The sequence below is a fragment of the Blautia sp. HCP3S3_C4 genome, from assembly GCF_052064095.1.
GTDB lineage: Bacteria > Bacillota > Clostridia > Lachnospirales > Lachnospiraceae > Blautia_A.
Genome location: NZ_JBQHWF010000003.1, coordinates 47,464 through 68,588 on the forward strand (window position 1 = coordinate 47,464; position 21,125 = coordinate 68,588).

Sequence of the window (21,125 nt, forward strand, 5' to 3'; positions counted from 1 at the left end):
CTGGGAGGATCGGCTATGAAAAAAAGAGCAGTGGGAATTCTGGTGGGAGTGATGGTTTCTTCCATGCTCCTCTCTGCCTGCGGAAGCAATGAGGCCAAAGAGGCAGCAAGCGAGAGTGTGCAGGTAGAAGAAGAGGGAACCGGTGAGAGAACGGAAGAGGGAGAAAAAGTAGAGACTACAGAGGCAGAGCAGAAAGATACTGCCCAAAGCAGTGATGAGAAAGACAGCGATTCCAAAGACAGCGCAGAGGATCAGTCGGAAGCACCGCAGGCAGAGGATAACAGCGAGGATGCCCAGGCAGCAGCACCGGCAGGGAAAATAGGAATCCTTCTTCCGGAAAAGAATGATAATGCAGCTGTGGATGAGACAGAAATGTCTAAGGCGATCGCAGAGGGTGGCTATGAGGCAGAAGTGAAAAATGCAGAGGGAGATTCTACTCAGCAGATTTCACAGATTCAGGAATTCATTGATCAGGAAGTATCTGCATTGATCATTGATCCGGTGGACCCTTATGCATTGACAGATATTCTGGAGACTGCCAAGGAGAAAAGTATTCCTGTGATTTCTTATGACACGCTGATCCGAAATACGGCAGCAGTGAATTATTATGCCTGCGATGATACCCGAGCTATCGGAAAAGAGGTTGCCGGTCAGATTATTAAGAACATGGATCTGGATAAGGCACAGGAAGAAAAACAATCCTATACCATTGAGTTCCTGATGGGATCTACAGATGACAATGGGGCACTTTTCTTTTGTAATGGTGTTCTGGAAAAGCTTCAGGAATATCTGGATGATGGAACTCTGGTATGCAAATCCGGAAATATGACCTTTGATTCTACCGGAATCCTTCGTTGGGACCAGGACGCTGCACAGGCGAAGATGAAATCCATATTGGATGAGTTTTACCAGGAAGAAAAAACACCGAATATTATTATCACAGCGTCAGATGAATTTGCAATTGGAGTGCAGGAGCTTCTGGAAGAACGTGGAATCCTGTCAGACAGTGAAGAATGGCCTGTGATCACAGGATATGGAAGTGAGATGCAGGCTGTAAAGGATGTGGCAGAGGGTAAGATCACACTGACAACATATTTGGATAGAAAAGAGCTGGCGCAGGGTGGAGCAAAGATGGCGCTTGACTATCTTGCAGGAGAGAAAGTAGATGTGAAGGATTATTCCCAGTATGATAATGGTACCAAGATTGTGGGAACCTTTACCTGTGGGGCACAGCTGATCGATAAGGATAATTATCAGATTTTGGTTGATAACGGAACCTATGATGAGGAAGAAATCAAGCCGGATCCAACACCGACTGCTACCCCGGAACCGACTGCTACCCCCGAACCAACATTGACCCCGGAAGTAACTTCCGATCCGGAGGCAACGATAACTCCGAAGGCAACTGTGACACCCACAGCAAGTGGGACTCCGGCTACAGCAGACAAAACAATATAACCGGATTGAGAATATCCTCTTGACAATATTAAGAACCCCGCCGCAGGTTACAAAGCAACCTGCTGACGGGGTTCTGATATTCTTGATGGTGTTGTAAACAGAAAAATGGATTATTCACGGAAGGTAAGGGAGTCATCAGTCATGGAATCTACGATTGCCAGAGATTCCAGGCGGATACCCATATCACGGATCTCCTGACCGCCATGCTGGAAGCCTTTCTCAATAACGATTCCTGCACCCTCAAGAGTTGCTCCGGATTTCTTTACAATGTCGATCAGGCCCAGAAGTGCACAGCCATTGGCAAGAAAATCATCGATCAGGAGCACATGATCCTCAGGTCCCAGAAATTTCTTGGAAAGAATAACATCATATACTTTTTTATGGGTAAAGGATTCTACCTTTGTAGTATACATTTCGCCATCCAGATTTACGCTCTGCGCTTTTTTTGCAAAAATCACAGGTACATTAAAGTACTGTGCTGCGATACAGGCAATACCGATACCGGAAGCTTCGATGGTAAGAATCTTGGTGATGGGACAGTCAGAAAAACGACGCTTGAATTCCTTGCCGATTTCATTGATGAGAGTGATATCCATCTGATGGTTTAAGAAACTGTCTACTTTTAAAATATTTCCCGGTTTTACGATTCCATCCTTAAGAATACGGTCTTTTAAAAGTTTCATTAGATTTCTCTCCTTCTATGTAATTAATTATAGTATGATAAAGCAACTGATGTGCTATTGATAATTGTATCTATGATACGATATAATCTGTCTCAGTGCAATTATTTTTGACAAAAAAGGAGAAAAAAATTATAATATTACCAGAAAATGAACCGCAGGGGAGGCCATAAGAGATGAAAGAATATGAACTGATATGGGAAATTTTTAATAAATGTCCGCGTAATCAGATGAGAGATGTTTTTGTGGAAGAACTGGAACTTGAGGATCCGGAAGAATATATCAGAAATAAATTCAAAGGAAAAGAGGTTTCCTATGAGAAAACCGTTCTGGAGGACGGAACCATTATTTTTGATATTATAACTTCACAAATAAAACAGCGTTGCTCCTTTACAGAAATTTGACAAATGTGGTATAATATTAATTATGCTGTAAATTCAGACAGATGTCAGGATCAAAAGTTAGTTTGTCCCTGATATCTCAGATACATTCTGAAAAAGAAAGGAGAATGTTATGGCCGAGGAACAAAAGACACATACACATGTACTGGAGGATGGGACGGTAGTTGAACATTCTCACGGGGAACATGGACATCATCACAGTCATGCACATACAAAGGCAGTGCTGAATCGTATGTCCAGAGCAATCGGGCATATGGAATCTATTAAACGCATGATAGAGGACGGAAGAGACTGTGCGGAAGTTCTGATACAGCTTTCAGCAGTGAAATCTGCCATCAATAATACTGGCAAGATTATTCTGCAGGATCATATTGAGCATTGTATTGTAGATGCAGTGGAACATGGTGACAAAGATGCAATCAAAGAACTTGAGGTAGCAATTGACAGATTTGTAAAATAATATAGATAAATATAAAGGAGAAGATTAATTATGGCAAAAGAATGTAACAACACTTCATGCGACAAAGCAAGCTGCGAGGGTTGTTCCAGCAGCAAAAAACAGCAGAGCTTTCTGGCAGAAATGAATGCTCAGTCAAATGTAAAACATGTGATCGGAGTTGTCAGCGGAAAGGGTGGCGTTGGTAAATCCTTCGTAACAGGCTCCCTGGCAAATATGATGGCAGCACAGGGATACAAGGTTGGTATCCTGGATGCGGATATCACAGGACCGTCCATTCCGAAAATGTATGGATTAAAGGGTGCAGCAATGGCAAATGATGAAGGTATCTACCCGATGATCACAAAAAACGGGATCAAGGTAATGTCCATCAACCTTCTGCTTCCTACAGAGGATACTCCTGTAATCTGGAGAGGTCCGGTTCTTGCAAATATGGTAAAACAGTTCTGGACAGATGTTATCTGGGGCGATGTAGACTATCTGTTTGTGGATATGCCTCCTGGAACAGGTGATGTTCCGCTTACAGCATTCCAGTCTCTGCCGATTGAAGGAATCGTGATCGTAACATCACCTCAGGATCTGGTTAAGATGATCGTTAAGAAAGCCTTTAATATGGCTGAGATGATGAAGATACCGGTACTTGGAATCGTAGAGAATTACAGCTATGTGAAATGTCCGGACTGCGGAAAAGAGATCAAAGTATTTGGTGAGAGCCATATTGATGAGATCGCAGCAGAGCTGAAGGTTCCTGTACTTGGAAAAATGCCGATCGATATGGATTATGCAACTAAGGCAGACGGTGGTTTCTTTGCAGCAATCGATAATCAGTATATTACTGATGCACTGGCTGTAATGCCGAAATAAGAAAAAGAAGTTCTCATTCAGTAGGAAACGCGATTATGAAAATTGTTGTTTCAGTACTGAGTGAGGACTTCTTTTATTATATGGAAGTAAACATTTCAATAAAGCGTTCAGCAGCCTGAGAGACAGTAAGACTGTCATGTTGAGCAAGTACAAGCTGACGTCCGGGAAGAGGCTCCTTTAGCATGAGCGGTGTCAGCTGATCATTTTCTTTTAACATATAATCAGGAACACAGGCAATTCCCAGTCCGATCCTTGCCAGATCCAGAAGCAGGTCATTACTGTTTAACTCTACTTCAGGAAGAAGCTTGAGATTATGGGCTGTAAATGCTTCCCGCAAATATTCACTGGTGGTACTTTTGGGGGAAAGCATCAGGATCGGATAGTTCAGAAGCTCCTGCAGTTCGGTCTGAACAGTGTGTACAGGAAAGTAATTCGTATTGGCAACAAACACATCGTGAAATTCTTTTAACACACGGGTCTGAAAATGACTGCCAAGCCTGGAATTAGGACAGTTGCATACAATCAGATCTGCCTGACCCTTTTCCAGAAGCTCTGCACAGCCGATGGAGGTACTGTTTGTGACTTTAATGCGGACATCAGGATAGGTCTGATGGAATTTCTGCAGATAATCAATGAGAAAATACCGGCAGATCGTATCGCTGGCAGCAATACGCAGCTGGCCTTTCAGCAGATTGTCTCCGGACAGGAGAGATTCTCCCTCATCCAGAAGCTGGAGCGCAGGTTTTACATGCTGGAGCAGAAGTTCTCCTTCAGGAGTTAATAATACTTTCTTGGTACTTCGGATAAAAAGAGGATGATTCAGCTTTTTTTCCAGGGTTTTAATGGACTGGCTGACTGCTGACTGGGAGATAAAAAGCTGTCGGGAAGCCTCAGAAAAGCTCAGGGTGGTGGCAACATAGTAGAATACTTTGTATAATTCCAGATTAATATCCATAGAAATAAATCCTTTCATAAAATAATATGATGATATAAATTGTCTGCAGCAATGGAACTTTAGAGCTTGTATGTCTCTGGATTTTAGCATATTCATTCCAAAACATTTCACGGATAGTGATTAATTAGTTGCATTAATAAAAATATAAGATATATTAATTTTACTAATGATATTTCCTATGATACTATAAAGAAAGCAATAGTTCAAGCAGCAGGTTCACTGGAGTCGGGCTGCAAGATGCTTTTAAAGCATTTTTAAAACAATGCATACACAAGAAAGGAGTTTCTATGAGTAACGTAAGACGTGTCTATGTAGAAAAGAAACCGGCCTTCGCTGTACAGGCAAAGGAATTAAAACATGAGGTCAGCAGCTATCTGGGAATTAAGTCCGTAACAGCAGTACGTGTGCTGATCCGCTATGATGTAGAGAATATTTCTGATGAAGTTTTTGATAAAGCATGCAAAACTGTTTTTGCAGAGCCACCTGTAGATGATTTATATCTGGAGAATTTTGAGGCAGCAGAAGGCTCCCGCATCTTCTCTGTAGAATTTTTACCGGGACAGTTTGACCAGAGAGCAGATTCTGCTGTTCAGTGTGTACAGTTCCTGGATGAGAACGCACAGCCTATCATTCGTTCCGCAACTACTTATGTAATTGAAGGAACTATCACAGATGAAGAATTTGATGCTATCAAGCATCACTGCATCAACCCTGTAGATTCCCGTGAGACAGGTCTGGAGAAACCGGAAACACTGGTAACTGTATTTCCGGAACCGGAAGATGTTAAGATTTTCGATGGATTTAAGGAAATGCCGGAAGCAGAATTAAAGGAACTTTATGATTCTTTAAATCTTGCAATGACATTCAAGGATTTCCAGCATATCCAGCATTATTTCAAGGAAGAAGAGAAACGTGACCCGTCTATGACAGAGATTCGTGTACTTGATACCTACTGGTCAGATCATTGCCGTCATACAACCTTCTCCACAGAGCTGACAGATGTAAAATTTGACGAAGGTGATTACAAAGCACCGATCGTAGATACTTACAAGAAATATCTTGCTGACAGAGAAGAACTTTACAAAGGCCGTAAGGATAAATTTGTCTGCCTGATGGATCTGGCTCTGATGGCTATGAAGAAACTGAAAGCAGAAGGAAAGCTTGCTGATCAGGAAGAATCTGATGAGATCAATGCCTGCAGTATTGTAGTTCCTGTAGACGTAGACGGTAAAGAAGAGGAATGGCTGATCAACTTCAAGAATGAGACACATAACCATCCTACTGAGATCGAGCCATTCGGTGGTGCAGCTACCTGCCTTGGCGGTGCAATCCGTGACCCGCTTTCAGGACGTACTTATGTATATCAGGCAATGCGTGTAACAGGTGCAGCAGATCCTACTGTTTCTGTAAAAGAAACTCTCAAGGGTAAACTTCCGCAGAAGAAACTGGTAAGAAGCGCAGCTCATGGCTACAGCTCCTATGGAAACCAGATCGGTCTTGCAACAGGTTATGTAAAAGAAGTTTACCATCCTAACTATGTAGCGAAACGTATGGAGATCGGTGCTGTTATGGGTGCTGCTCCCAGACGCGCAGTAATCCGTGAGAATTCTGATCCGGGAGATATCATTATCTTACTTGGAGGACGTACAGGACGTGACGGTATCGGTGGTGCTACCGGTTCTTCCAAGGTTCATACAGAGGCTTCCATCGAAGTGTGCGGTGCTGAGGTTCAGAAGGGTAATGCACCTACTGAGCGTAAGATCCAGCGTATGTTCCGCCGTGAAGAAGTCAGCCATATTATCAAGAAATGTAATGACTTTGGTGCAGGCGGTGTTTCCGTTGCTATCGGTGAGCTGGCAGCAGGTCTGAGGGTAGACCTTGACAAGGTTCCGAAGAAATATGCAGGTCTTGACGGAACTGAGATTGCAATTTCCGAATCTCAGGAACGTATGGCTGTAGTAGTTGACCCGAAAGATGTAGATACTTTCCTTGGTTATGCAAATGAAGAGAACCTGGAGGCAATTCCGGTTGCAGTTGTAACAGAGGATCCTCGTCTGGTACTTGTATGGCGAGGTAAGGAGATCGTAAATATTTCCCGTGCATTCCTGGATACTAACGGTGCACATCAGGAAACAACTGTAGAAGTAGAAATCCCGAATAAAGAAGGTAATCTCTTTGAAGAACGCCCGGACGTTGCTGATGTAAAAGCAAAATGGATGGAAACTCTTGCAGACTTAAATGTATGCTCTCAGAAGGGACTTGTGGAAATGTTCGACGGTTCTATCGGAGCAGGCAGCGTATTTATGCCATACGGTGGTAAATATCAGCTTACAGAGACTCAGTCCATGGTTGCCAAGGTTCCGGTACAGAATGGTAAAACAGATACTGTAACCATGATGAGCTATGGCTTTGATCCGTATTTATCCTCCTGGAGCCCATACCACGGAGCTGCTTATGCAGTAACAGAGTCCGTTGCAAGAATCGTGGCTACAGGTGGTGACTATAAGAAAATCCGTTTCACATTCCAGGAATACTTCCGCCGTATGACAGAAGATCCTAAGAGATGGAGCCAGCCTTTCGCAGCACTTCTCGGTGCTTATGCAGCACAGATGGGATTCGGACTTCCATCCATCGGTGGTAAGGACAGTATGTCCGGTACGTTCAATGATATTGATGTACCTCCGACACTGGTATCTTTCGCAGTTGACGTTGCGAAGATCCAGGATGTGATCACACCGGAATTAAAGAAAGCAGGAAACAAACTGGTATGGCTTCGCGCACCGAAGGATCAGTATGATCTGCCGGATTATGCAGGAATCATGGATCAGTATGAAAAACTTCATAAAGATATGCAGGACGGCAAAGTTGTTTCTGCTTATGCACTTGACCGCCATGGTATTGCAGCTGCAGTTGCAAAGATGGCATTTGGTAATGGCATGGGCGTAAAGATTGAGCATAACCTTGATCCGAGAGATTTCTTTGCACCTGGATTTGGTGATATTATCCTGGAAGTTCCGGATGGTAAGGTTGGAGAGCTTTCCATTACTTATACAGTGATCGGTGAAGTAACTGCTGACGGTAACTTCTCCTATGGAAATACAGTGATCACTGTAGACGAAGCTGAAAATGCATGGAAAGGTACTCTGGAAAAAGTGTTTAAGACAGTTTCTTCTGAGAATGATAAAGAGGCAGCTGACAGAGATGAGAAGCTTTATCGTGCAGACAGCATTTATGTATGCAAGAACAAAGTTGCAAAACCTCGTGTGTTTATTCCTGTATTCCCTGGAACAAATTGCGAGTATGACAGCACACGTGCATTTGAGCGTGCAGGTGCAGAGGTGGATGTAAAAGTATTCAAGAACCTGACTGCTGAAGATATCCATGATTCTGTAGAGCTTTTTGAGAAGGCAATCGATCAGGCACAGATCATCATGTTCCCGGGCGGATTCTCCGCAGGTGACGAACCGGATGGTTCTGCGAAATTCTTTGCAACTGCATTCCAGAATGCGAAGATCAAAGAAGCTGTTATGAAGCTGATCAATGAAAGAGACGGTCTGGCACTTGGTATCTGTAACGGATTCCAGGCTCTGATCAAGCTTGGTCTTGTACCTTACGGTGAAATCTGCGGACAGAAAGCAGATTCTCCTACACTGACATTTAATACTATCGGACGCCATATCTCCAAGATGGTTTATACTAAGGTTGTTAGTAATAAATCTCCTTGGCTGCAGAAAGCACAGCTTGGCGGTGTATACTGTAACCCGGCTTCACATGGTGAAGGACGCTTCGTTGCAAATGAAGAATGGCTGCAGAAGCTGTTTGCAAACGGACAGGTTGCAACTCAGTATGTAACTCCGGATGGACAGCTCAGCGTTGATGAAGAATGGAATGTCAATGGCTCTTATATGAACATTGAAGGTATTACCAGCCCGGATGGACGTATCCTTGGTAAGATGGCACATAGTGAGCGCCGCGGGGACGGAGTTGCTATTAATATCTATGGGGAGCAGGATATTAAAATATTCGAGTCTGGTGTGGAATATTTTAAATAAACTCTTTCCGGGACGGAAGGTTCCAGAGGAAGGACAGAAAGCGCTGTCCCTCCTCTGGACTCCACCCTTGCGCTTCTTTTTTGGGAGCGCCGGGATTGTGGTGTGGAGGAGAGTATTAACTTTGCGGATTTGCCTGGTTGGGTAGGTTGTGAAGTGGGAAGTGAAGAAGATTAGAGTATAGTTTCAAAAAAGATGTGATTTAACGAAAGGGCGGCTGCTTGGGCAGCGCCCTTTTTTGAGTGTGAAGGTCGCCACGGGTCAGAATATGCCGGAAAGCATTGAATTTGTTGCAGTTTAGACTACTAAGGCATTTGAGGGAATTACTATAGTAGTAATGAACTGCTTAGATGCAATGTTATAGATTTTTATTGATGAAAATAATAAAAACTATTGCAATTTCGGGGCTTTTTGAATATACTATATGTAACAGAGTTGCCCGAAGCCTTTTTGGCATTGGGGACCAAGCTGAGACTTGTGCTCAGCTTTTTTACGTTAAGGAGTGATTTTATGGATTTGAATATGATAAAGAATAAAGACACAAGTATTGTTCGGTTTATTGGTCGTTTTCCAATGGTTACTGGAAAATAATTGATGATTAGAAATACAACGTAATATTATCAATAGCAAAGCTATAGGATTTCAAAAATGAAGTCTTATAGCTATTTTTGTGTAGCAGTAAAAATTGTGAATGGTATGTTGGGAAAAAATATTTTTGATTACTTGATTTGAATCAAGTGGCGGAATTGCTATTTGTCAGACAATAAGATATAATTAGAGAAAATCTTGTTTGCAAAGGAACAGGATAAACGATAACTTTAAATAATATGGTTTTGTCTGTTGGTTTTGAGCGTGTAAAAAGGAAAAAGTATGAGTGATGAAAGAAAAAGGGAAAATGAAGAGGGAAAACTGAAAGATTTTTTTCATAATGTGATAGGAATAAAATCGGAAGCTGTGCTGGAGGTGTTGGCGGAGAATTCGGAAATCTGTAATTTGAAAGCAAGAACTTTGCTGATGAAAGAGAATGAGAAGGTAGATGCGATTTCTTTTCTGTATAAAAAGGGTGGTCTTGTAAAATCATATTATGAAAAATCGGATGGAAAAAAACAGGTTCATTGTTTTGCGCATTTTCCGGGGGAAGCTTTGGTAGGGATTATGAATCTGGACAAGCAGATAACCTCTTTCCTGACAGTGGAGCTGATAACGGACTGTGAAATTGTAAGGATATCAGCGGATGTTCTTCGAAAGCTGGCTATGGAGAATATAGAAATTGCTCTGGTCTGTAATCGGATGCAGAGTGTGGCATCTATGAGGGAATATGAATACAGAAAAATGATTCTTACCTGTAATCCGGTACAGAGGTATGAATATTTCCTGGAAACCTATCCGGGGCTGGAAAAAAAGGTGAACAAAAAAGATATAGCATCTTATCTGAATATGACACCTGAATGCTTCAGCAGGATGCTGAAAAAATATGATGGGGCTTGACAGAGTTGGAAAGTAACTGTCAATTCACATAATAAAACTCACAAATCAAGGAGGAAAAGTCCATGAAGAAAAAGGCGTTAGCAGTATTTCTGGCAGCTGCAGTTTCCTGTACAATGGGGGCTCCGGCTTATGGAGCAGAGTTCTCCAGCCCGGAAGAAAGTGCGGATGTATTTTCAGCAGGTAATGAGACAGGAAATGGAGATGAGGAGGTTACCTCACCAGAAGAAGAGAAAAGTGAAAATGAGGAAACTCTCGTCAGTAATGAAGAAGAATTGCTGACAGGAACAACAGATGATGACGACGATGAGGATGAGGATGACGATGATGAAGAGGAGAAAGGGGAAAAGCCGGCAATTCAGCTTGAAATTCTGAAACAGCCTGACATTACGTCCTATGTCTACGGAGTCGAAGCAAGAGACATATCAGAGTTTGATTTTTCAGGCATGACAATAAAAACAACCTATCCCCTTGATGAAGGGGATTATTATGATCTGGATTCAGAAGAATTAAAGATTGATACTGATGATTTTAGTTATTCAAAGTCCTGTTGGGTTATGGAAGATTCTTATAGCAATCGTTATGAGATTTCCATATGGTATAATGGTTCACAGGTTAAGACACATGAAAATGAAGGAACAGAGTATCAGCCATTAACAGTCGGAGAATATACAGTAAAAATCACTGCCAGTGATAAGTCTTCTATATCAACATCCATCTGGATAAAAGAAGCAGAAAATATGCCTGTATTAAAGCAGTATGAAGAAGGTAAGTATTCTGTATCAGCAAGCACATCAACCTCATGGAAATATGCTAAAATTACTCCTGAAGAAGATGGAGTTTACCTGTTTAGCGGAACCGGCAGGAATTTTGAATGGGGAAATGGTTATGGCTTTAAATTATGTGATACTTCTATGAATGTACTTCAGCAGGAGAACACAAATGGTGATTTCACATTAGGAATAGCAAAATATAAATTACAGAAGGGAAAAGAATATTATTTATCTTATAAGACTGGAACAGAAGTAACAGAAATCGAATATAAAGCAGAAATGCTCAGAGATATTATATCCCTGGAGATGGTTGAACAGCCATATGAGAACACTTATTATATTTCGGCAAAGACGCCTGAAACATGGAAACCGGGAAAATTCAGACTTTATGATATGTTTGGAGGTAAAATTAAAGTTACTTACAGTGATGGGGAAAGCGAAATTCTCCCATGCTATGCAAAAAATAAATATGCAGATCGTTTAGTACCATTTATTGAATAGTCAGGTGAGGGAAATCCTAAAGCTGGTACCTATGATTTACATTTCAGTTACGAAAACTCTGAAACTGAGTTAATCATAAAAAATGGTGCAGTGATAAAAGATTATCCCTCAATGCCGGGAATCAATAAGAAAGGTAAGGTAACTGTTCCGGTTTCAATGACTGGTGCAACAGATGCTATGGCAAATTGTCGACTGGTTACCGGAAATGATTCCAGATATATTATTAACAGTTCACCGTTCTTTGTATTATCTGCAAGTATTGACCTGGGGGGTGGAAAAACCCAATGGGCCGGATTATTGAGCAATGGAGTGAATGCTTTAAAACCAAATTCTGTTTACTATATTTGTGCCCAAAGCAACGGTATGGAAAAACTTCTGGATGGTACTGCACTTTCTGATGTAAAAACAAATACTTTTACTGCTAAACCGGAAAAAGGAAAACTTTCAAATTGCACAGTAGTAATATCAGAGACCAAGTATTTATATACGGGAAAAGCAATAAAACCGTATTATCTTGAGGTTGTTGAAGGAAATTCCCAAAATAGAAAAACAACTCTTAGAGAAGGTGTTCATTATACAGTATCGTATAAAGATAATATAAAGTGTGGAACTGCTACGATTACTATTAAGGGAAAAGGAAGTTATTCCGGAACATTAAAGAAGACATTTAAAATTTATCTTCCAAAGCCAAACATAAAATCTGTAAAAAAATCCGGAAGCTCAGATATTAAAGTAACCTGGGCCAAGACAAAAGGTGCATCTGGTTATGAAGTATACAAACTGACTGGAAAGACATGGAAAAAAATCAGTGACACAAAATCCACTTCTTTTACAGATAAGGGATTAAAAAAGAATACCACTTATCAGTATAAAATCCGTGCATATCAGACAGTGAAGGGAAAGAAAGTTTACAGTGCGTTCTCATCTGTGAAAAAAATTAAAAGATAAGGAGCTAAGATGAAGAAAAAGTTTTCCGCGATTTTGACAGGTGTTTTTTTATACAGGTTGAAAAATAGGTATCAAAATAAGACCACCACACTAGTGCTGGTCTGAAAGAAAATGTTGTGGAATTATTCGGATTCTGGAAGTGATGAAAGATATTCTTTCACACGACCATAATAGATTCGTAGAAACTTGTTGGCACCAGCTGTCATGTAGACATAGTAAGGTTTACCTTGAGCACGTTTCTTATCCAAGAACTGATATACTGGATCATCTTGTGGCATTGTCTTGATAAGAACATCCATTACCTGAAATAGTGTTTTTCGCAGATCTGCAGAACCTCTTTTTGAAGTGGGTACACTTTTCTGCTCATAGGTACCGGATTCATTAACACCGGGATCTACACCAGCAAATGCAGTGATAGCACCTTTATGAGTAAACCGAGAAACATCACCAATCTCAGCCATTAGCTGAGGACCAAGTGATGGACCAACACCTTTCATTGCCATAACGATAGGATATTCAGGGAGCTTGGATGCAGTTTCGTTCATGAGAGTGCGAAGCGACTCAACTGTTGTAGAGGTGCTATTAAGTTGGTCAACGGCCTGTTTGATAATAAGTTTCGTGATGTCATCCTTAGGAAGTACAGGAACAAGTTCCTTTGCTTTTCCATAGATTTCTTCAGCTTTGGATTGGCTGAAGTTGTACTTCTTGCGTTTGCACCAGTTTTGATAATGCTCAACAAAAGCGTTTTGAGACATTTTACGGACACAGTCCACATGCCAGTATGTAGATGCAAAATCAACCCATTTCTGGCTGCCGTCACTACGTGCAGGACTGTCAAAATAAGTATTAACACCAGGATAGGTTTGGTCAAGGATGCCGATGAGGTTATTCTTCATAGCCGTCTTTTGCTTCATGTAAAAGCCGAACTGTCGGTTCATGGTTTTGAGTTGATTTCGTAATTCGTCCATAACACTATACTGTTTAAGATTTTGCCACTTGTCAAGTGCATATCGGGCAATCTTAACAGCGTCAGCTTTATCGGATTTCACTTTACGAAGGGAATCATTATCAAAATCCTTGATAAGTTTTGGGTTGATAGCACTGACAAAAAGGTTTGCAGCAGAAAGTTGATGGGCAAGGACTTCATAATACCGTCCAGTATGCTCCATTACGATTCTGGATTCACCATCAACAGAGTTAATGAGTTCTACAAGCGAATTGATGTCACTGGTTGTGTGTTTGATTTCAAAAGGTGTGGAAACAACTTCACCAAAAGGTCGCAAAATAGCAACCATACTTTTACCTTTTGAAACATCGATACCTACTGCATTCATAAATTTGTCACTCCTTAAGATTATTGCAATGGATAAGTACCAGTTTTACTCATTGCCTATTCAATCTACTGTGGTGTGACACGAATGCACCTGAGGCGATTCAACCTGCATAAAACGAACGCTGCAAATGAGGAGCTGGTTATCAGTCTAAAATACGGACGCGAAGTCCAAGAAAGGAAGCCGACATACCTATTGCTCCATCATTATACAGCTTAAGCAACAAGATGGATAATTCCTTACTGGTTGTAAGGGATATTAACCATATTTATATTGTAGTAGAAAGAGGAAAAAATTATGCAGAGAAAGAAAAATGTATTATTTATGCTCCTTGCTGCAGTAGTAGCAATGCTTGCCATGTCCGTAAATGTCTGGGCAGCACAGAAGAATCCTCTGGCGCAAATGTCAACGAAGATCAGCGCTGTATTATATTCAGCACCAGCTGGAATGGGGTGCGATTATTTCACACCTGAATATACATCAAAGGTGAAAATCAGTGTAAAGAGTTATAATACAAAGGTTGTAACTGTAAAAGGTTATACCTTTGAAAGAAACGGAAAATATTCCGCAGGATATGAGACAACACCAATAGCACCGGGAAACACTAAAATTAAAGTTAAGGTTACGGTTGGAGCGAAATCCTATACAAGAACATGCAGTTATACAGTATATAAATGGGAAAACCCGTTGAAGATATTTAAAATCGGTTCAAAAAATTACTGCTCAAAGTTAAATAAATCAGGTACTGTTACAGTGTCAGAGGATTCATTGAATGGGAGACTGGTATATAAGTTAAAACCGAATTATACATTGGTATCCATGATATGCTATGCAAAAACCGGGGATAAGTATTCTACAGTCAAAAATATAAAAAGCGGAAAAAAGCTTCCACAGGGTACTTACGGTATATTTATGCAGATTAAATCCAAAAAAAATAATAAGTTTTATAATGTGAGACTTTATACAGAATAATAGTTAAGTCTGCAGTACGTTTTCCTTTGTGAAAATTATGCGAACATACTCTTAAAATAAAACTATCCCGAACAAGCTGCAAAGTGTAAAATCTTTGTACTTAGCGGGTGTTGATTGTCAAGTAAAATTTTTCGCGAAGATGACAATGTTCGGAAAGGAATAGGTGATATTATGGGTGGAAAAGTTCTGGAATTGGAATCTGAAAGACTTAAAGCAGAGGGAAAAGCAATTGGACGTGCAGAAGGAGAGGGAATTGGACAGGCAAGAGGAGAGGCAATCGGGCAGATTCAGGGAGAAGTTCGACTGGGAAGCCTGATTACTCGACTGATTCAGGATCAGAGAACGGAAGAAATCCCGATTGTATCAACAGATTCTAAAAGACGTGAGCAACTATATAAGGAATATGGTCTTTAACCGAATCAAGTAAGTCCCCTGCGGGGCTGCGAAAAGCAATAAGCAGTAGGATGAAAGGAATATGACCTTTCTCCTGCTGTTTTTCTTTCTGAATAAATCCAAGAGATATAGAATTTAATGCAGTAAAGTGATGAAAATAATAGCTTTAAGCTATAACTGGCACTAGGTATTATGAATTGGCATATTTGGAAGTGGAGTGGTATAGTATGTTCATGCTCAACGGAGCGGGGAATAAGAGAGAGGGAGAATGAGATGTCTGGGATTGTGATTGAGAAGGTCCGGAAGTCTTTTGACACGAAGGATGGCGTGGTCGAGGCTTTGAAGGATGTGAACCTGAATATCGATTCCGGTGATATATATGGAATTATTGGTATGTCGGGGGCAGGTAAGAGTACATTGGTACGATGTATGAATTTTCTGGAGGTTCCCACAGAGGGACAGGTTCTGATAGATGGGAAGGCTCTTGGAGATTTGACAGAGAAGGAATTGAGGAAACAGAGGGAAGAGATTGGTATGATCTTTCAGCATTTCAATCTGCTGATGCAGAAGTCAGTGATTGATAATGTCTGTTTTCCACTTTATATAAAAGGAAAGAAGAAGGCAGAGGCCAGAAAGAGGGCAGCAGAGCTTTTGGAGATCGTTGGTCTGGGGGACAGACAGAATGCTTATCCTGCACAGCTCTCCGGTGGACAGAAGCAGAGGGTTGCCATTGCAAGAGCACTTGCATCGGATCCGAAGATTTTACTTTGTGATGAGGCTACCAGTGCACTGGATCCGCAGACTACTTCTTCCATTCTGGAATTGCTGAAAAAGATTAACAGACAGTTTGGAATCACCATAGTGATCATTACTCATCAGATGTCGGTTGTGCGTGAAATCTGTACACATGTGGCGATCATGTATGAGGGTGAAGTGGTTGAGAAAGGACTGGTTGCAGATATTTTTGCAAATCCTCAGTCAGAGGTTGCCAAAGAACTGATCCGAAAGGATACAGGCTCCGATATCGGCGCAGACATCAGACCGGATGCCGGCAGAGAAAAGGGACAGGCAGAGATTAAAAGCGGTGAGAAGATACGAATTGTATTCTCCGAGAACTCAGCTTTTGAGCCTGTGATCGCAAATCTGATCCTTACCTTCGGAGAACCGGTAAATATCCTGAAGGCAGATACCAAGAATGTAGGTGGTGTAGCCAAGGGAGAGATGATACTGGAGTTTATGGAGGGCAGTACCAGGACAGAAATGATGAAACAGTATCTGAAAGAAAAAGGTTTAGCAATCGGGGAGGTGACAGAATATGTGGGATCATGAGACAATAATGATGATCGTCCAGGGTGTGGGAGAAACACTTTACATGACAGTTCTTTCCACAGTTCTGGGATATCTGTTCGGACTTCCTATGGGAGTGCTGCTGGCAGTGTCTGATAAAGAGGGATTGAAACCAAATGCAGTGTTGTATAAGATACTGGATGCCATTGCAAATATTGTGAGAAGTATTCCGTTTCTGATCTTGCTGATCCTGTTGATTCCTTTTACCAGAGCAGTGGTAGGAAAGAGCTATGGATCTACAGCAACGGTAGTGCCACTGGTAGTGGCAGCCATTCCTTTTATCGCACGAATGGTGGAATCTTCTATTAAAGAGGTGGATGCAGGTGTGATCGAGGCAGCCAGAGCTATGGGTGCCAGCAATATAAGGATCATCGTGAAGGTTCTTCTGGTAGAAGCCAGAACTTCACTTATCACAGGAGCAACGATTGCAATCGGAACTATCCTTGGTTATTCAGCAATGTCCGGTGCAGTAGGTGGAGGCGGACTTGGTGATATTGCTATCCGCTATGGATATTACAGATATCAGTCAGATATTATGATCGTCACAGTTATCCTGCTGGTAGTGCTGGTACAGATTTTCCAGTCAGTGGGAATGATGATTGCAAATAAGATTGACAGAAGAAAGTAAAAAAAAACGGCTGTAAAAATGTAGCTGGAAGAAATAGAAACAAGTTAAAAAAATCAATAAAAATATGAAAAATTCAGGAGGACAATTATTATGAAAAAATTAGTGGCAGCAGTTTTAACAGGAGTATTAGTGGCAGGAACATTAAGCACAGGCGTTTATGCAAAGGATGATGACAAAACCATCACAGTTGCAGCGTCTGCAACACCTCATGCAGAGATCCTTGAGGAGGCAAAACCACTTCTTGAGAAAGAAGGATATGACCTTGAGGTTACTGTATTTGACGATTATGTAAGACCAAACGAGGTAGTTGAGAGCGGTGAGTTTGATGCAAACTACTTCCAGCATATTCCATATCTGGATCAGTTTAATGAGGAGAAGGGTACACACCTTGTAAATGCAGGTGGCATTCATTATGAGCCATTCGGAATCTATCCTGGAACAAAAGACAGCCTGGATGATCTGGAAGACGGAGATTCCATTGCAGTACCAAATGATACCACAAACGAAGCAAGAGCACTTCTTCTTCTCCAGGATAACGGAATCATCACACTGAAAGAGGGTGCAGGATTAAATGCAACTGTTAAGGATATTGCAGAGAATCCTCACAATGTAGAAATCGTAGAGCTGGAAGCAGCACAGGTAGCACGTGTTACAGGTGAGACAGCTTATGTGGTATTAAACGGAAACTATGCTCTGGAAGCTGGCTTCTCAGTAGGGAAAGATGCACTTGCATATGAGAAATCCGATTCTGAAGCTGCTAAAACATATGTAAATGTGATCGCAGTCAAAGAAGGCAACGAAAACAGCGATAAGATTAAAGCTCTGGTTGACGTATTGAAATCTGATGAGATCAAAGACTTTATCAACGAGAAATATGACGGTGCAGTAATTCCTTTTGATGACAGCACAGACACTGAAGAAGCTGATGCAGAAGAAACAGACAGCAAGGATGAAGCAAAAGAGGATGCTGCAGAAGAAAATGCAGAAACAACTGAAGCAGCGGAAGATGCCGAATAATAACAGATAATAATGATAAATAACAGGAGATTCCTTTTTCAGGTAAAACTGAAGAGGGAATCTTTTGTAGTTTTTTACTGTAGTTTCTGATACAATTTATAGTAACTCTATAAAATACTGCAGGCAATCTGGCTCATTATGAAATTGATACAATGATAACAACTCCGGAAAAATTTTACCGGCTTATACTAAATTGGGAAAGAGCGTATGAAAGAGAAAAAGATATGGAAGGATTATCTTCCGGTAGAAATGAAAGAGAACTGGACAGTATATGAATGTCTGAAGGAAAATGAAGATTCTGCAACATTTATTGTAAAAGAGACAGCTGCCGGGATTCTGTGTGTGCTGAAATGGGGACGGAACATGCAGGCAGAACTGCTGCGCAATGAAATGGAAATCCTGGAAAAACTGGCAGACAGGAATCTGTCAGGTATTCCAAAGGCATACAGGATATTTGAAGAAAACAGTGAAGTATATCTGATCAGAGAATATATAGAGGGAACACCTCTGGCCCAGATGGTTTTGCAGAAGGGTGGAATACCGGAAGAAGAGATCTGCAGGATCAGCAGAAAAATCTGCAGAACAGCAGAGCAGTTTCATAATCCGGATGAACCCATGATACACCGTGATATAAAACCGGAGAATATAGTGGTTACATCTGGCGGTGAAGCTGTATTTATTGATTTTGGCACTATGCGCAGCTACAAAAAAGACGGATCCCGTGATACCTTTGTGGTGGGTACCAGAGGAACTGCAGCACCGGAACAGTATGGCTATACACAGACAGACCAGCGCACAGATGTGTATGCCATCGGACAGACAATCTTGTATATGGTTTCAGAAAGCTATGAAATGGATCAGCTTTCTGAATGTAATATCAGCAGGAAACTGAAGAAAGTAATAGAAAAAGCCTGTTCATTTGAGCCTGATAAAAGATATGCAGATGCATCAGAACTAAGCAGGACGATTGAAAAATGTCAAAAAAGCAGCAGGAAAACCCTATGGAAAAAAACTGGTGCAGCAGTGGGACTGATAGCAGCCGGCTATATACTGGCGTTTCTTTTTCCTGGTATGACAGAGATCAAAAATGAAAGAATAGCTGCGACAGATCAGAATGCGGCAGAAGTATTGCAGACAGCATCGGAAATTCAGGACGAAGAGACGGAACAGACTGAAGAAAAGACTCAGAATCCGGAACAGGTTCAGAATGTAGAACAATCTCAAAATACCCCGGTAGTATTTAAAGAAGCATTGATAGAAAAAGCAGTCCGTAAGGAGCTGAACCTTTCAGAGACAGATACCATAACTGCTTCCGTACTGGAGGATGTGAGAAAGCTGCGCATTGTAGGAAAGGAAATTCTTGAGGACGGAGATACTTTCTGGGGTGAAGGGCATCATGTGGATGGAAAGGATAGCAGCTTTGGTTCTGTGCGGGGAGATATTAAGGATCTTTCGGATCTGGCACAGATGACAAATCTGGAGGAGCTTGCACTGTGCAATCAGGAGATTGAAGATATCTCAGGGTTAAAAGAGCTGCCTCTGAAAAAACTTTATCTTAGCAAAAATATGATCACAGATTTCTCTGTGCTTCCCAACCTGATAGATCTGGATATCCTCTGTATTATGGAGAATCCGGCAGAGGATTTGTCACCGGTTGGGGAATGCACCGGTATTTCCCGGTTAAATATACAGGGGATGAATCTGACGGATATAGATTTCCTGAAAAATCTGAAACTGGATTATCTGGATATGAGTAATGCAGAAGTAAAAAGTAATATATTTGAACCATTGGCAGAGATGAAGAAACTGGATACGCTGTGTATGTGTGATATCAATGAGGCAGCAGCAGAAACGCTTTCAAAGTTGAGTACATTAAAATCATTGTTTATGTGGGGAGACAGTACGGAACTGGAGAATCTGAAGCCATTGAAAGGAATGGAGGAACTGGAAAACCTTGCATTTACAACACAGACCTCTTCACTGGAGGGAATTAAGCAGTTTCCTTCCCTGAACTTCTTGTCAGTGAGCTTCAGTCTGGTGAAAGATCTGAGCCCGATCACAGGAGCAGAGAGTTTGCAGACAATAGATATTTCCAATGCAGAAATTGAAAATTATGAGCCTTTACTTGAACATACAGGACTGAAAGAGGTACGTTGTTCAGAAGAACAGAAACAGGAAATTCTGAAGCTGAATTCTTCCCCGGATTTTGAAATTTATACATAAAAAGGGACAAAATTGTCCTGTTATAAAATAGGCAGATATGGTACACTTATTAGTATCATATCTGCTTTTTAATTATGAATCAGCCATCGGATAACGGACGGTGGTAAAGATGAAAAACAGAACTTCGGGCTTTGGCAGAAGAGAGATATGAACAGGAAAGAGGTGTTGCGAAGAAATGAAAGAAACAGATGAAATCATGGGAATGATAAAAGAAGAGGGCGTCGCATATTTTGAAAGAGAACGTGGAAACAAGGTAGAGGTGGGACTTTATCTTGAACATCTGATCGAAGAGCGTGGAATGAAAAAGAAAGACATTGTGCGAAAGCTGAATCTGGAAGAATCCTATGCACGAAAGCTGTTTGGCGGTCAGCGGATCCCTACAAGGAAAATACTGCTGCAGTGCGCGTTTCTCCTTTCTCTTGATCTGGAGGATACACAAAGGCTTCTGGATATCGGTCAGAAGCCAAGGCTTTATCCGCGAGTGCGCTATGATGCGGCAATTATCTACGGGCTGGAAGAAAAAATGACTCTTGAAGAGATAAATAACTTTCTTGATAAGATAGCAGAGGAAACTTTACTATGAAAATAAGAAAGAATATTAGGAAGGATATCCCGGAAGGGATTCTGAATACTGTCAGAATAA

18 protein-coding genes are annotated in these 21,125 nt (G+C 41.3%); 15 read left to right on the forward strand and 3 right to left on the reverse strand.

What is annotated here, in order from left to right; genetic code table 11:
• The first annotated feature begins 15 nt into the window (after positions 1-15).
• Positions 16-1,458 (forward strand): substrate-binding domain-containing protein, encoded by a 1,443-nt coding sequence (locus ACTNC6_RS03805; protein ID WP_441032520.1) that lies wholly within the window; start codon positions 16-18, stop codon positions 1,456-1,458.
• Positions 1,459-1,568: 110 nt separating this feature from the next.
• Here ACTNC6_RS03805 and ACTNC6_RS03810 read toward each other — a convergent pair whose 3' ends face one another.
• Positions 1,569-2,141 (reverse strand): xanthine phosphoribosyltransferase, encoded by a 573-nt coding sequence (locus ACTNC6_RS03810; RefSeq protein WP_173743532.1) that lies wholly within the window; start codon positions 2,139-2,141, stop codon positions 1,569-1,571.
• 173 nt (positions 2,142-2,314) lie between these two features.
• On the opposite strand from ACTNC6_RS03810, the gene ACTNC6_RS03815 reads away from it, so the two are divergent.
• The 3 genes from ACTNC6_RS03815 to ACTNC6_RS03825 all read left to right on the forward strand — a co-directional run bounded on the left by ACTNC6_RS03815 (position 2,315) and on the right by ACTNC6_RS03825 (position 3,860).
• Positions 2,315-2,542 (forward strand): hypothetical protein, encoded by a 228-nt coding sequence (locus tag ACTNC6_RS03815; RefSeq protein ID WP_195565570.1) that lies wholly within the window; start codon positions 2,315-2,317, stop codon positions 2,540-2,542.
• Between the two features lie 109 nt (positions 2,543-2,651).
• Entirely contained in the window at positions 2,652-2,999 is a 348-nt protein-coding gene (locus tag ACTNC6_RS03820; RefSeq protein WP_118593090.1) for a metal-sensing transcriptional repressor, read from the forward strand.
• 30 nt (positions 3,000-3,029) lie between these two features.
• Positions 3,030-3,860 carry a P-loop NTPase gene (locus ACTNC6_RS03825; RefSeq protein ID WP_195565571.1) on the forward strand — a complete coding sequence of 277 codons (831 nt, stop codon included), beginning with the start codon at positions 3,030-3,032 and terminating at the stop codon, positions 3,858-3,860.
• Positions 3,861-3,936: 76 nt separating this feature from the next.
• Here the strand turns inward: ACTNC6_RS03825 and ACTNC6_RS03830 are convergent, their stop codons facing one another.
• Entirely contained in the window at positions 3,937-4,815 is an 879-nt protein-coding gene (locus ACTNC6_RS03830; RefSeq protein ID WP_441043262.1) for a LysR family transcriptional regulator, read from the reverse strand.
• Between the two features lie 287 nt (positions 4,816-5,102).
• On the opposite strand from ACTNC6_RS03830, the gene ACTNC6_RS03835 reads away from it, so the two are divergent.
• The 4 genes from ACTNC6_RS03835 (at position 5,103) to ACTNC6_RS03850 (ending at position 12,571) form a co-directional block, all read left to right on the forward strand.
• Entirely contained in the window at positions 5,103-8,867 is a 3,765-nt protein-coding gene (locus ACTNC6_RS03835) for a phosphoribosylformylglycinamidine synthase (protein ID WP_441043263.1), read from the forward strand.
• Between the two features lie 867 nt (positions 8,868-9,734).
• Positions 9,735-10,352: a Crp/Fnr family transcriptional regulator gene (locus tag ACTNC6_RS03840; RefSeq protein ID WP_441043264.1), complete on the forward strand. Its 618-nt coding sequence runs from the start codon at positions 9,735-9,737 to the stop codon at positions 10,350-10,352.
• Between the two features lie 62 nt (positions 10,353-10,414).
• Complete coding sequence (locus tag ACTNC6_RS03845) at positions 10,415-11,623, forward strand: hypothetical protein (protein WP_441043265.1); 1,209 nt, start codon at positions 10,415-10,417, stop codon at positions 11,621-11,623.
• Positions 11,624-11,986: 363 nt separating this feature from the next.
• Complete coding sequence (locus tag ACTNC6_RS03850) at positions 11,987-12,571, forward strand: fibronectin type III domain-containing protein (protein ID WP_441043266.1); 585 nt, start codon at positions 11,987-11,989, stop codon at positions 12,569-12,571.
• Between the two features lie 122 nt (positions 12,572-12,693).
• Here the strand turns inward: ACTNC6_RS03850 and ACTNC6_RS03855 are convergent, their stop codons facing one another.
• Positions 12,694-13,905, reverse strand: a complete 1,212-nt coding sequence (locus tag ACTNC6_RS03855) for an IS110 family transposase (RefSeq protein ID WP_441043267.1) — start codon at positions 13,903-13,905, stop codon at positions 12,694-12,696.
• Positions 13,906-14,199: 294 nt separating this feature from the next.
• On the opposite strand from ACTNC6_RS03855, the gene ACTNC6_RS03860 reads away from it, so the two are divergent.
• The 7 genes from ACTNC6_RS03860 (at position 14,200) to ACTNC6_RS03890 (ending at position 21,065) form a co-directional block, all read left to right on the forward strand.
• Positions 14,200-14,874, forward strand: coding sequence for a hypothetical protein (locus tag ACTNC6_RS03860; RefSeq protein ID WP_441043268.1), 675 nt, complete (start codon positions 14,200-14,202; stop codon positions 14,872-14,874).
• Positions 14,875-15,045: 171 nt separating this feature from the next.
• The gene (locus ACTNC6_RS03865; protein ID WP_441043269.1) at positions 15,046-15,288 is read left to right on the forward strand and encodes a hypothetical protein; all 243 of its coding nucleotides are present in this window, start codon (positions 15,046-15,048) and stop codon (positions 15,286-15,288) included.
• Between the two features lie 252 nt (positions 15,289-15,540).
• Positions 15,541-16,596 (forward strand): methionine ABC transporter ATP-binding protein, encoded by a 1,056-nt coding sequence (locus ACTNC6_RS03870; protein ID WP_441043270.1) that lies wholly within the window; start codon positions 15,541-15,543, stop codon positions 16,594-16,596.
• Positions 16,583-17,242 (forward strand): methionine ABC transporter permease, encoded by a 660-nt coding sequence (locus tag ACTNC6_RS03875; protein ID WP_008707324.1) that lies wholly within the window; start codon positions 16,583-16,585, stop codon positions 17,240-17,242. Before ACTNC6_RS03870 ends, ACTNC6_RS03875 begins: the two co-directional genes overlap by 14 nt.
• Positions 17,243-17,332: 90 nt before the next feature.
• Complete coding sequence (locus tag ACTNC6_RS03880) at positions 17,333-18,259, forward strand: MetQ/NlpA family ABC transporter substrate-binding protein (RefSeq protein ID WP_173743523.1); 927 nt, start codon at positions 17,333-17,335, stop codon at positions 18,257-18,259.
• A 207-nt stretch (positions 18,260-18,466) separates the two neighbouring features.
• On the forward strand, positions 18,467-20,482 hold the full coding sequence (locus tag ACTNC6_RS03885) for a protein kinase domain-containing protein (RefSeq protein ID WP_441043271.1): 2,016 nt from the start codon (positions 18,467-18,469) through the stop codon (positions 20,480-20,482).
• Positions 20,483-20,657: 175 nt separating this feature from the next.
• Positions 20,658-21,065: a hypothetical protein gene (locus ACTNC6_RS03890; protein WP_441043272.1), complete on the forward strand. Its 408-nt coding sequence runs from the start codon at positions 20,658-20,660 to the stop codon at positions 21,063-21,065.
• Positions 21,066-21,125 lie beyond the last annotated feature (60 nt).

Bases quoted from the DNA above. Each gene is read 5' to 3' on its own strand.
- ACTNC6_RS03805 (WP_441032520.1), top strand. From the start codon at position 16: ATGAAAAAAAGAGCAGTGGGAATTCTGGTGGGAGTGATGGTTTCTTCC.
- ACTNC6_RS03810 (WP_173743532.1), bottom strand. From the start codon at position 2,141: ATGAAACTTTTAAAAGACCGTATTCTTAAGGATGGAATCGTAAAACCG.
- ACTNC6_RS03815 (WP_195565570.1), top strand. From the start codon at position 2,315: ATGAAAGAATATGAACTGATATGGGAAATTTTTAATAAATGTCCGCGT.
- ACTNC6_RS03820 (WP_118593090.1), top strand. From the start codon at position 2,652: ATGGCCGAGGAACAAAAGACACATACACATGTACTGGAGGATGGGACG.
- ACTNC6_RS03825 (WP_195565571.1), top strand. From the start codon at position 3,030: ATGGCAAAAGAATGTAACAACACTTCATGCGACAAAGCAAGCTGCGAG.
- ACTNC6_RS03830 (WP_441043262.1), bottom strand. From the start codon at position 4,815: ATGGATATTAATCTGGAATTATACAAAGTATTCTACTATGTTGCCACC.
- ACTNC6_RS03835 (WP_441043263.1), top strand. From the start codon at position 5,103: ATGAGTAACGTAAGACGTGTCTATGTAGAAAAGAAACCGGCCTTCGCT.
- ACTNC6_RS03840 (WP_441043264.1), top strand. From the start codon at position 9,735: ATGAGTGATGAAAGAAAAAGGGAAAATGAAGAGGGAAAACTGAAAGAT.
- ACTNC6_RS03845 (WP_441043265.1), top strand. From the start codon at position 10,415: ATGAAGAAAAAGGCGTTAGCAGTATTTCTGGCAGCTGCAGTTTCCTGT.
- ACTNC6_RS03850 (WP_441043266.1), top strand. From the start codon at position 11,987: ATGGAAAAACTTCTGGATGGTACTGCACTTTCTGATGTAAAAACAAAT.
- ACTNC6_RS03855 (WP_441043267.1), bottom strand. From the start codon at position 13,905: ATGAATGCAGTAGGTATCGATGTTTCAAAAGGTAAAAGTATGGTTGCT.
- ACTNC6_RS03860 (WP_441043268.1), top strand. From the start codon at position 14,200: ATGCAGAGAAAGAAAAATGTATTATTTATGCTCCTTGCTGCAGTAGTA.
- ACTNC6_RS03865 (WP_441043269.1), top strand. From the start codon at position 15,046: ATGGGTGGAAAAGTTCTGGAATTGGAATCTGAAAGACTTAAAGCAGAG.
- ACTNC6_RS03870 (WP_441043270.1), top strand. From the start codon at position 15,541: ATGTCTGGGATTGTGATTGAGAAGGTCCGGAAGTCTTTTGACACGAAG.
- ACTNC6_RS03875 (WP_008707324.1), top strand. From the start codon at position 16,583: ATGTGGGATCATGAGACAATAATGATGATCGTCCAGGGTGTGGGAGAA.
- ACTNC6_RS03880 (WP_173743523.1), top strand. From the start codon at position 17,333: ATGAAAAAATTAGTGGCAGCAGTTTTAACAGGAGTATTAGTGGCAGGA.
- ACTNC6_RS03885 (WP_441043271.1), top strand. From the start codon at position 18,467: ATGAAAGAGAAAAAGATATGGAAGGATTATCTTCCGGTAGAAATGAAA.
- ACTNC6_RS03890 (WP_441043272.1), top strand. From the start codon at position 20,658: ATGAAAGAAACAGATGAAATCATGGGAATGATAAAAGAAGAGGGCGTC.